This window comes from Pseudonocardia yunnanensis (assembly GCF_039534065.1).
Lineage (GTDB): Bacteria > Actinomycetota > Actinomycetes > Mycobacteriales > Pseudonocardiaceae > Pseudonocardia > Pseudonocardia yunnanensis.
Map to the genome: position 1 here is coordinate 155,574 of NZ_BAAAUS010000037.1, position 11,431 is coordinate 167,004.

At 69.6% G+C, this 11,431-nt stretch carries 8 protein-coding genes; 5 read left to right on the forward strand and 3 right to left on the reverse strand.

Annotated elements, in window-relative coordinates; all coding sequences use genetic code 11:
- Positions 1-97 precede the first annotated feature (97 nt).
- Both ectB and ABD743_RS32100 read left to right on the forward strand, forming a co-directional pair.
- On the forward strand, positions 98-1,381 hold the full coding sequence (gene ectB, locus ABD743_RS32095; RefSeq protein ID WP_344726462.1) for a diaminobutyrate--2-oxoglutarate transaminase: 1,284 nt from the start codon (positions 98-100) through the stop codon (positions 1,379-1,381).
- Positions 1,378-5,748: a Pls/PosA family non-ribosomal peptide synthetase gene (locus ABD743_RS32100; protein ID WP_344726464.1), complete on the forward strand. Its 4,371-nt coding sequence runs from the start codon at positions 1,378-1,380 to the stop codon at positions 5,746-5,748. The genes ectB and ABD743_RS32100 overlap by 4 nt, the downstream gene beginning before the upstream one ends.
- Positions 5,749-5,864: 116 nt before the next feature.
- Here the strand turns inward: ABD743_RS32100 and ABD743_RS32105 are convergent, their stop codons facing one another.
- Entirely contained in the window at positions 5,865-6,065 is a 201-nt protein-coding gene (locus ABD743_RS32105; RefSeq protein WP_241040357.1) for a hypothetical protein, read from the reverse strand.
- Positions 6,066-6,202: 137 nt separating this feature from the next.
- Between ABD743_RS32105 and ABD743_RS32110 the strand changes: the two genes are divergently transcribed.
- Positions 6,203-8,293 (forward strand): NAD(+) synthase, encoded by a 2,091-nt coding sequence (locus ABD743_RS32110; RefSeq protein ID WP_344726466.1) that lies wholly within the window; start codon positions 6,203-6,205, stop codon positions 8,291-8,293.
- Between the two features lie 53 nt (positions 8,294-8,346).
- A complete protein-coding gene (locus ABD743_RS32115; RefSeq protein WP_344726468.1) occupies positions 8,347-8,895 on the forward strand; it encodes a COG4315 family predicted lipoprotein in 549 nt (182 codons plus the stop codon).
- Between the two features lie 7 nt (positions 8,896-8,902).
- On the opposite strand, the gene ABD743_RS32120 is transcribed toward ABD743_RS32115, so the two are convergent.
- Entirely contained in the window at positions 8,903-9,598 is a 696-nt protein-coding gene (locus ABD743_RS32120) for an alpha/beta fold hydrolase (RefSeq protein ID WP_344726470.1), read from the reverse strand.
- A gap of 100 nt (positions 9,599-9,698) precedes the next feature.
- On the opposite strand from ABD743_RS32120, the gene ABD743_RS32125 reads away from it, so the two are divergent.
- A complete protein-coding gene (locus ABD743_RS32125) occupies positions 9,699-10,844 on the forward strand; it encodes a baeRF2 domain-containing protein (protein ID WP_344726472.1) in 1,146 nt (381 codons plus the stop codon).
- A gap of 8 nt (positions 10,845-10,852) precedes the next feature.
- On the opposite strand, the gene ABD743_RS32130 is transcribed toward ABD743_RS32125, so the two are convergent.
- Entirely contained in the window at positions 10,853-11,116 is a 264-nt protein-coding gene (locus ABD743_RS32130; protein ID WP_344726474.1) for a hypothetical protein, read from the reverse strand.
- Positions 11,117-11,431 lie beyond the last annotated feature (315 nt).

The window sequence follows — 11,431 nt, forward strand, 5'->3', positions numbered from 1 at the left end:
CTCGTCATTGACAGAAGGCATTGACGTAAACGGGGTGAGTACGGTCACGGCCGACAGTGCGAACAAACTCCCGGCGCGCCGCGTAGCCCCAGACATGATGACTGAAAACCGGGGCTCAACCGGGAAGGAAGTTTTCGCGCGCCGCGAGTCGCGAGTGCGCAGCTACAGCCGCAAGTACGAGATCGTGTTCGAGGAGGCCCGCGGCACCCTGGTCTGGGACGGCGACGGCCGTGAGTACATGGATTTCCTCGCCGGGGCCGGCTCCCTGAACTACGGCCACAACGACCCGGACATGGCGGAAGCGCTCGTCGCCCACATCCGCCGCGGCGGCATTGCGCAGGGTCTTGACCTCTTCACGCGACCGAAGATGGAGTTTCTCGAGACCTTCGAGGGTCTCGTCCTCGAGCCGCGCTCCATGGACTACCGGATCCAGTTCACCGGCCCGACCGGGACCAACGCCGTCGAGGCCGCGCTCAAGCTGGCCAGGAAGGCCACCGGGCGCCGCAACGTCATTGCCTTCACGAACGGGTTCCACGGCGTCAGCCAGGGCGCTCTCGCCGCCACCGGAAACCGCGACAACCGCATGGGCGGCATCACCGTGTCGCTTCCCGACGTCACCCGTCTTCCCTACGACGGCTACCTCGGCGGTTCCGTCGACACCTCGGAACTGCTGGAGCGTGTGCTGTCCGACCCGTCCAGCGGTGTCGACGCCCCCGCCGCGATCCTGCTCGAGACGGTGCAGGGCGAAGGCGGCCTCAATGTCGCCTCGCGGCCGTGGCTGCGCCGCGTCGCCGCCATCGCCAAGGCCCACGGCGCGCTGCTGATCGTCGACGACATCCAGGCCGGTGTCGGACGCACGGGTTCGTTCTTCAGCTTCGAGGGCATGGGCGTCACGCCGGATCTCGTGACGCTGTCCAAGTCCATTTCCGGTTTCGGCCTGCCGATGTCGCTGCTGCTGATAAAACCGGAGTTCGACGTCTGGAAGCCTGGCGAGCACAACGGCACCTTCCGCGGCAACGCGCACGCCTTCGTCACCGCACGCGTCGCGCTCGAGAAGTTCTGGGGCGACCGGAGCTTCCAGCACGAGATCGAGCGCAGCAGCGCCCTCGTCGGCGAGCGGCTGGCCCGCATCGCCCGGCTCGTTCCGGGGGCCACGGTCAAGGGCCGCGGGATGATGCAGGGCATCGACGTCCGCGACGGAGACGTCGCCGCCGAGATCTGCCGCCGCAGCGCGGACCGGCGCCTGATCATCGAGTCCGCCGGGCCCAAGGACGAGGTCATCAAGATCCTTGCCCCGCTCACCACGTCCGAGCAGATCCTGAACCGTGGCCTCGACATCCTCGAGGAATCAGCCGCGGCCGGCCTGCACGCGGTCGCATGAGCACGGGATTCGACCAGGGAACTCGACCGGTCGGGGCGTTCGGTCGACTAGCCAATCTGGTACTCAGCAGTGACGATGCCGACCAGTCGGTCCGCTGGACCCCCGGTGAACGGCTGCACCACCTGTTCGAGGAGCGGTGCGACTCGTTCCGGGCCGAGGGGGACCCCGGCCACCTGGCCGTGGCCGGCCCGGATCTCGCAGTGACCTATCCGGAGTTGGACGCTCGCGCGAACCGGATGGCCCGGTTCCTGCGCAGCCAAGGTGTGGGGCCCGGTTCGCGGGTGGGACTCGTGTTCGACGAGCCGCTGCAGTCCTACACCGCCATCCTCGCCGTACTCAAGATCAACGCCGCGTACGTGCCGCTCGACCCGGTGTTCCCCGCCGACCGCATCGCCTACATCGTGGGCGACGCCGGCGTCACCGTTGTGCTCACCCTGTCCCACCTGCGCGAACGCGTGGGAGAACCGGGTGCCGCGGTGGTGTGCGTCGACGAGGTGCAGGAGCAGGTCGACGCCCAGGATCCGGCTCGGCTGAGTGCCGCCGAGCAGGGCACCCCGGTGGAGGACCTCTGCTACATCATCTACACGTCCGGCACGACGGGACGGCCCAAGGGCGTCGCGATCGAGCACGCGAGCATCTGCAACTTCGTGCGCGTCGCGGCCGAGGTCTACGGCGTGGTGCCCGAGGACCGCATGTACCAGGGCATGACGATCGCGTTCGACTTCTCCGTCGAGGAGATCTGGGTCGCGCTCGTGGTCGGCGCGACGCTCGTGCCGAAGCGGGGCGGCAGCCTGCTGGGCGAGGATCTCGCCGACTTCCTGCGCGAAGAGCGCGTCACCGCGATGTGCTGCGTCCCCACGCTGCTCGCAACGATGGACGACGACCTCCCCGACCTGCGGTTCCTTCTGGTGTCCGGCGAGGCGTGCCCCCAGGACCTCGTGACCCGCTGGCACCGCCCCGGACGGCGCTTCCTCAACGTCTACGGCCCGACCGAGGCCACCGTCACCGCCACGTGGACCACGCTGGAACCCGACCAGCCGGTGACGATCGGCGTGCCCCTCCCCACGTACTCGGTCGTGATCCTCGACGAGAACGACCAGCGTCCGCTTCCCCCCGGACAGCTGGGCGAGATCGGCATCGCCGGCATCGGCCTGTCCGCGGGCTACGTCGGCCGCGACGACCTCACGGCGAAGGCCTTCATCCCGGACGTCATCGGCATCCCCAACAACACGTCCGGCCTGATCTACCGCAGTGGTGACCTCGGCCGGATCACCGAGGACGGTCTCGTCGAATGCCTCGGCCGGATCGACACGCAGGTGAAGGTCCGTGGCTACCGCATCGAGCTGACCGAGATCGAGTCGCTGCTCCTGCAGCTGCCGGAGATCGCCCAGGCCGTGGTGGACACCTACGAGCCCGCCCCGGGCGTCGTGGAGCTGGTGGCCTACTACACACTGCGTCGCCCCGGGCAGCCCGCGGACATCGACCGCGTGCACGACGAGCTGCGCAGGCGGCTGCCGTCGTACATGGTGCCCGCCTACTTCGAGCAGCTCGAGCGCATCCCGATGCTGCCCAGCGACAAGGCCGACCGGAAGAACCTCCCTGCTCCGCAGGGCCCCCGGTACACGGCCGCGCAGGGCGAGATCGTCGAAGCCGAGGGCGAGGTCGAGACGCTGCTGGCCGGCACCGTCGCGGAGATGCTCTCGCTCGACCGCGTGTCCGTCGAGAGCAACCTCTTCGAGGACCTCGGGATGAACTCCCTGCTGATCGCGCAGATGTCGGCCAAGCTGCGCGCGCACGAGCAGCTGCCCCCGATCGCCATGAAGGACGTGTACCTGAACCCGACGGTGCGCGAGCTCTCGGCGACGCTGCAGGACGCCGCGCCCCGCCAGTCCTCCGCCGAGCCGCGCACGATTCGCCGGGCAGGCACTCTGCCGTACGTGCTCACCGGCGTGGCGCAGGCAGGGGTGTACCTGGGCTTCGCCTACCTCCTCGCCTTCGTGGGCGTCACCGCGTACGGGTGGCTGTCCGACGCGACCGGCATCCTCGAGATCTACCTGCGTTCGGTCGCCCTCGGCGGGGCCGTCTTCCTCGTCCTCACCCTGCTCCCGGTCGTGGCGAAGTGGGTGCTGATCGGCCGGTGGAAGGCGGACGTGATCCCGGTCTGGGGGCTGCGCTACCTGCGGTTCTGGATCGTGCGCCAGCTCCTGCGCATCAGCCCCGCGCTGGCGTTCGTCGGCTCGCCGCTGTACCTGGTCTACCTCAGGATGCTGGGAGTGAAGGTCGGCAAGGGAGCCGTGGTCCTCTCCACGGCGCTGCCGGTCTGCAGCGATCTGATCACCATCGGTGCAGGCGCCGTCGTGCGTAAGGACTCGTACTTCAGCGGCTACCACGCCGAGTCCGGGTGGATCCGGACGGGCCGCGTCGACATCGGGGCGAACGCCCTGATCGGCGAGGCCACCGTGCTCGAGATCGACACCGCCGTCGGGGACGGCGCCCAGCTCGGCCACACGTCGGCGCTGCGGATCGGCCAGAAGGTGCCTGCCGGGAAGCGCTACCACGGCTCTCCCGCCCAGGAGACGACCGCCGACTACCGGCGAGTGGAATCACAGGGTGGCAACGGCCTGCGCCGCTTCACATACGGGGCCTCCCAGCTCCTGGCGATGCTCCTGATCTGGACCCCCGTCTCGACCGGGCTGATCTTCGTCCTGCTGCCGAGCCTCTTCCCGACCGTGAACACCGCATCAGCGGTACAGGCCGTGGTGGACGGCACCGACCGCAGCGTGTTCGCCCAGCCCCGGTTCTACGTGGATTACTTCCTCGTCTCCGGCGCGCTGCTGTTCGGCGTGATGCTCCTCGGGCTGCTGGCGGCGGCCATCGTGCCGCGTGTGCTGAAGAGGATCGTCCCGCCGGACACCGTGCACCCGCTCTACGGGTTCCGCTACACGGCCCACCGCGCGCTGCGCCGGCTGACCAACATCCCGTTCTTCACCAACCTGCTGGGCGACAGCTCATTCATCATCCGCTACCTCCAGCTGATCGGTTACGACCTCTCCACCGTGCAGCAGACGGGGTCGAACTTCGGGCTGATGGAGAAGCACGAGTCGCCGTTCCTGTCCCACGTGGGCACCGGCACGCTCGTCTCGGACGGCTTGTCGCTCGCGAACGCGGACTACTCGAACACGTCGTTCATGGTGTCGCGGATGTCGCTCGGTGCCAACAGCTTCGTCGGCAACGCGGTCACCTATCCGGCCGGAGGACGGACCGGGGACAACATCCTTCTCGCGACGAAGGCGATGATCCCCGTCGACGGGCCCGTGCGCGAAGGCGTGGGCCTGCTGGGATCTCCCCCCTTCGAGATCCCGCGCTCGGTGCAGCGCGACATGGACCTCGAGCGGTACCGCAGCCCCGAGGAGCTTCCGGCGCGGCTGGCCCGCAAGAACCGCTCCAACGCGATCACGATCGCGATGTTCCTTCTGCAACGGTGGCTGCAGTGGTTCGGCGTCGTCCTCATCGGGCTGCTGTCGACCTACTTCTACAGCGACATCGGAGTCAGCTCGTACGCGCTCGGAATCATCGCGGCGCTGGTGTTCACGACGCTGTTCTCGGTGCTGGCCGAGCGCGCGAGCATCGGGTTCCGCCGGCTCACGCCGCAGTTCTGCTCGATCTACCAGCCGTACTTCTGGCGCCACGAACGCCTCTGGAAGCTGAGCGGAACCGGCTACCTGCAGATCTTCAACGGAACGCCGTTCAAGTCGATCGTGTGGCGGATGCTCGGCGTGCGCGTCGGGAAGAAGCTGTTCGACGACGGCGCTGCCATCCCGGAGAAGACGCTCGTGACGATCGGGGACTACTGCACCCTCGGTGCGCAGGCCACGATCCAGTGCCACTCGCTGGAGGACGGCAGCTTCAAGTCCGGCTACACCGTCATCGGGCACGGCAGCACCGTGGGCGCCAATGCCTGGGTGCACTACGGCGTGACCATGGGCGAGCGTGTCGTGGTCGACGCCGACTCCTTCCTGATGAAGGGCGAGGAGCCGGTCGCGGACTCCCGCTGGCGGGGCAACCCGGCCCGTGAGGTCACGGAAGGCGATGCTCCGGTGGTCTCCCCGACGGTCCGTCGGCTCGCCCGGAAGACCGACCGCGAGGCCCGCGAAGCCGCCCGGTTGGCCGCCTGGCAGGCCCGGCACGGACGGCACGCCAAGGCCAGGAACTCCGGTCCCGCCCGGTGCACGGTGACCCGTACCCCCACAGGGTCGGCCGCCGCACACGCCGAGGTGCCCCGCCGTCGTCGCCGCTCGGAGGCGCGAGCGGCCGAGTCGGGCGCCCCGGAGATCCGCACCATCACTCACCGCTGGCGGAGGAGCTGAGCGCCGGTCGCCTTGCAGTGGCGCCGCACCCGGGGATGCGGCGCCACTGCGATCCCGGCTGTAACCGCCTCTACGGCGACGGCTCTGACCGTCTCACGGCGACGGCTCTGACCGTCTCACGGCGACGGCCGCGGCACCTCACACTCGATCCGCGGGTTCACACCCAGATAGTTCAACGGCCCGACGACGATCGTGACCAGCACCGTTCCGAGCTCGGCGCAGTTCACCTCCGACCGTTCGAAATAGCCGCGCTGGTAGGCCGCGAGCAACCCGATCACCAGCCACAGGACGACGATCACTCCACCCACCCGGCCCATGCGCCCAGCTCCCCCCGAGATCGTGTACTCCCGATACCCGGCACGCGACCGGCTCCAAACCGGACGAAGACCGCACCCACAGCGCGGCTGACCTTCCCCCGCCGCGTAGGAAGGGCACACTAAAAGCAGGATCTCCGGTGTTGCCCCTCACGAGGAAGGTCGTCTTCGCTCGCATGGACTTCCACTCCGCATACCGCCACGGGTTCGTCCGGGTGGCGGCATGCACGACCACGACCTCGATCGCCGTTCCGGCCGCCAACGCCGAGGCGGTGCTGCGCGTCGCGCGTGAGTGCCACGACGACGGCGTCGGGGTGGCGGTGTTCCCCGAGCTGACGCTGTCGGGGTACTCGATCGAGGACATCCTGATGCAGGAGACGCTGCTGGACTCCGTCGAGGAGGCGTTGCTCAACGTGGTCACCGGGTCCGCGGACCTGCTCCCGGTGCTGGTGGTGGGTGCGCCGCTGCGGTTCCGCCATCGCGTCTACAACACCGCAGTGGTGATCCACCGCGGGCGGGTGCTGGGCGTGGCACCGAAGTCGTACCTGCCGACCTACCGGGAGTTCTACGAGCGCCGCCAACTGGCCCCCGGCGATGACATCGTCACGACGATCCGAATCGGTGGCCCGGACGCGGGCGTGGATGTCCCGTTCGGCCCGGACCTGCTGTTCACCGCCACTGACGTGCCCGGGCTCGTGTTGCACGTGGAGATCTGCGAGGACATGTGGGTGCCGGTGCCGCCGAGCGCTGAGGCAGCGCTCGCGGGTGCCACGGTGCTGGCGAACCTCTCGGGCAGCCCGATCACCATCGGGCGCGCGGAAGACCGCAAGCTGCTCTGCCGGTCGGCCTCGTCGCGGTGCCTCGCCGCCTACCTGTACTCCGCCGCGGGTGAGGGCGAGTCGAGCACCGACCTGGCCTGGGACGGCCAGACCATGATCTACGAGAACGGCGAGCTGCTGGCCGAGACCGAACGCTTCCCCGACGGCGAGCGACGCTCGGTTGCCGACGTGGATCTCGACCTCATCCGAGCCGAACGGCTGCGGATGGGCACCTTCGACGACAACCGCCGCCACCACTCAGCGCGCACGGACGAGTTCCGGCGTGTGGAGTTCCGCCTCGACCCGCCCCGCGGGGACATCGGGCTGCGCCGCGAGATCGAGCGGTTCCCGTTCGTGCCTGCGGACGAGTCGCGGCTCGAACAGGACTGCTACGAGGCCTACAGCATCCAGGTCTCCGGACTCGAGCAGCGGCTGCGGGCGATCGGGCAGCCGAAGGTGGTGATCGGCGTCTCCGGCGGGCTGGACTCCACCCACGCCCTGATCGTCGCCGCAAAAGCGATGGACCGCCTGGGCCGCCCGCGCAGCGACATCCTCGGGTTCACCCTGCCCGGCTTCGCCACCGGCGAGCACACCAAGGGCAACGCGGTGCGGCTGGCGCAGGCGCTCGGGATCACCTTCGAAGAGATCGACATCACCGACACCGCACGGCTGATGCTGACGAACCTCGGCCACCCGTTCTCCCGCGGCGAGCCGCAGTACGACGTCACCTTCGAGAACGTGCAGGCCGGTCTGCGCACCGACTACCTGTTCAGGGCCGCCAATCAGCGCAGTGGGATCGTGCTCGGCACCGGCGACCTCTCCGAGCTGGCGCTCGGGTGGAGCACCTACGGCGTGGGCGACCAGATGTCGCACTACAACGTCAACGGTGGGGTGCCCAAGACCCTGATCCAGCACCTGATCCGCTGGGTCGTGAGCTCCAAGCAGTTCGAGCCGGAGGTCGGCGAGGTCCTGGAGTCCGTGCTCGGCACCGAGATCACCCCCGAGCTCGTCCCGACGGGCGAGGACGAGCAGGTGCAGAGCAGCGAGGCCATGGTCGGCCCCTACTCCCTGCAGGACTTCTCCCTGTTCCACGTGCTGCGCTACGGGTTCCGCCCCTCGAAGATCGCGTTCCTGGCGTGGCACGCCTGGCACGACCCCGACGCCGGCAACTGGCCCTCCGGATTTCCTGCCGACAAGCGCCCGTCCTACACGCTCGCCGAGATCCGCCACTGGCTGCAGGTCTTCGCGAAGCGCTTCTACAGCTTCAGCCAGTTCAAACGCTCCGCCCTGCCCAACGGTCCCAAGGTCTCCGCCGGTGGATCACTCTCCCCCCGTGGCGACTGGCGCGCGCCCTCCGACATGTCCGCGCGAATCTGGCTGGAGGAGATCGAACGCGAGGTACCCGAGGAATGACATCGACCCCCTGGGGTCGACGTCGAGGTGGCCTAGCGAGAGGATCGGGAGCCGTGTCCCGTCCCAGGCTCGCATTTGTCGGTTCCGTCCTGGCCGCCGGCGCGCTCGCCGTCGCCGGCTGCTCCGCTGCGCCACCCCCAGCTCCGGCAGCGCCGCCGGCCGCCGCACCGAGCGCTGCGCAGCAACCCGGTGAGCACGGCGAGCACGGCGGACACCAGGGCCACGAGTCCAGTGCGCCGGCGCTGTGGGCCGTGCAGACCGGTCCGCTCGGCGTCGTCACGACCGACGGCTCCGGGCACCTCATGTACCGGTCGGACGCCGACAGCGCCAACCCGCCCACATCGAACTGCACCGGGGAGTGCGCCCAGTCGTGGCTGCCCGTGCTGGTCACCGCGGGTGAGAAGCCCCAGCTCCTCGGCGTCGACCCCGGCGCGGTCGGCACGATCACGCGCCCCGAGGGCACCACCCAGCTCACGCTCGCCGGATGGCCCCTCTACCGCAACCGTGACGATCCCGGCGGCAACCCGAATGCCGGACGGAACGGCCAGGACAACACCTGGTTCGTCATCACGCCCACCGGTGACAAGGCACCGGCAAGCTGAGAATCCCTCAGCGGTCGGCCGGCGCGGTGCCCACGATCCTGCCGATGAGAGCCGCAAGCTCCTCCGGCATGGACAGGAACGGCGAATGGGAGCTCGGCAGCCGATAGACCGCGCCCGCCCGCTCGTGCGCCCGTTCGTCGAGCACTGGCGGGAAGACCTGGTCCTCCTCGCAGCGCACGAAGGCGGAGGGGATCGTCTTCCACGCCGCTGTGGTCAGGGGCTCGGTGAAGGCTCGGATGCTCTGGGGCACCAGCTGGGCCTCCGCCCACGCAGCTTCCTCATCCGATAAGTCCGCGAAGAGCGCCTCCCGCGCCGGCGGTGGCGGCAGCGCGCCCTCCGTCGGCAGGTCCCAGCTCACCGAGCTCGCCACCGACTCGCCGACCTCCAGCATGTGGGACGCGAGGTAGACGAGCTGCGAGACGTTGCCCGCCTCCGCTGCGACCTGCGAGGTGGGAACACCGCCGTAGGAGTGCGCCACCACTGCGACGGTGCCGTTTGCGGCGGCCAGTCGCTCGCGGATCACCTCGGCGTCGTCGTACATGCCCGCCACTCCGCCATTGTCGGCTGCGCTGGGCAGGTCGACGGTGCTCACGTTCCAGCCGTCGGCGATCAGGAGGGGCTCCACGGCCCGCCAACACCAGGATCCGTGCCAAGCCCCGTGCACCAGCAGGAGCTCCGGTCTGTTGCCTTCGGACGATGTCATTTCCGCACGCTCCCCCGCATCCGATCGGACACCATGTCCGACACGATGACGGTACGTGGTGGCGGCGGTTCACCCGGAGGTGCTGGGGTACCCGACACACGTGGATCTGCGCTTCCTCCGTCGGCTGACCGAACCTACCGAGCCCTGCGCCACCGTGTACCTCGACGCGTCCCACGACAGCGAGGACGCCGAACACGCCCTGCGCCTGCGCTGGCAGGAGCGGCGCACCTCGCTCGAGGAGCAGGGCGCAGACGCCAGGACGCTGGACGCGCTGGAGGACGCCGTTCTGCGCGGCCGCAGGGCCGCGGGCCGCGCAGGCCGGGTGCTCGTCGCACGCGGCGACGAGGTGCCGCTGGACCGCTTCCTCCCCGAGCCCCCTGACCAGCCCTCGGCCACATGGGGGGTGGCACCCGATCTCCTCCCGATGCTGCTGCAGCTTCCCGAACCGATGACCGCCGTGGTCGTGCGCGTCGACAGAGGTGGCGGCGAGATCCTGCTCGCCGACCCGAGCGACGCGGATGCCGAAACCGAGCCCGTCGAGGAGTTCGAAGGCGAGGAGCACCCATTGCACAAGGTGCGGGGCGGCGGGTGGAAGCACCTCAAGATGCAGCACACCGTCGAGAACACCTGGCGAAGCAACGTCCGCGAGGTGGCCGAGCGCGTCGACCGGCGTGTGGTCGAGACGGGCGCCCGCCTCGTCGTGCTGGCCGGTGAGGCGCAGTCGCGCAGGCTGCTCCACGACAACCTCGGCGAGGAGTCGGCGAAGTACGCCGTGGAGGTCGAGCACTCGGGCATGCCCTCCGGCGCGGACGACCCTGAGCTCGAGGCGGCGGTCGACACGGCGGCGCGCGACGCGAGCACCCGCGAGCGGCTCGCGGTACTGGATCACCTCGACCAGGTCGCTGCGCGTCCCGACGGGGCGTTCGCCCAGGGAATCCGACCGGTCCTGGCGGCGCTGCGCGCCGAGCAGGTCGACACCCTGCTGCTCGACGGCGGTGTCGAGCGTGCCGCGCTGGTCTGGATCGCCGAGCCCTCGACCCACGTGGCTCTCGAACGCGAGGAGCTCGAGGCCATAGGGGACGAGCCGGTGGACCAGGTTCCGGTGGACTCGGCGCTGCTGCGCGCCGCCGCAGGCTCGGGCGCAGCGTTCCAGCCCCTCGGTGGCGGGCGCACGGGGCTCGTCGGCCGTCCCGTCGAGGACGGGGTGGCGGCACTGCTGCGCTGGGCGCCGGCAGCGAGCTCCTGACGGATCCGCTACAGCGGGTCGGTAGTAAGAACCGGCGGGTGCGGTGGCGGGTATCCGTAGGTGGGCTGGAACTCCACGGGGATGGCGCCGATGTCGCGACTCAGGGTGCCCGCGTCGTGCTCACACACCCATCCGCCGAGCTTGGCGACGTAGTCCCAGCGCTTACCGCGGGCATCCCAGACCGGGGGGTGCTCCTGGGCCTCCGCGGCAGGTGTACCCGCCGCGATCGGCCCGTCGGGGATTGCCGCGGGGTCGATGTTCGGGCCGCTCATCGGTCGCCTCCGAAAAATGGACTGGCGAGCCGCGGTGGGCTCCACGGCGACGCTGACGGCGGGACGCTAACACCCCAGGGTGACGGAACCGCTACCGCCACGACCCGTGTTCGCGTGGTCTCCGCCGGTCCGTCACCTCTGCGAGCACTCCCTGGCACTGCTGCTCGCCGACCCGCCGGGTCATGACACGTCGCCTGTTCCGCAGTCCTTCTCGGCCATCGGGCGGGTGTCGGGCGCCGGTGTGTCGGGCGGCGGGGTGTTGGTGGTGAGGGTGAAGTCGGTGAAGTCGGTGTGTTGGTCGGTGGGGGTGGCCCA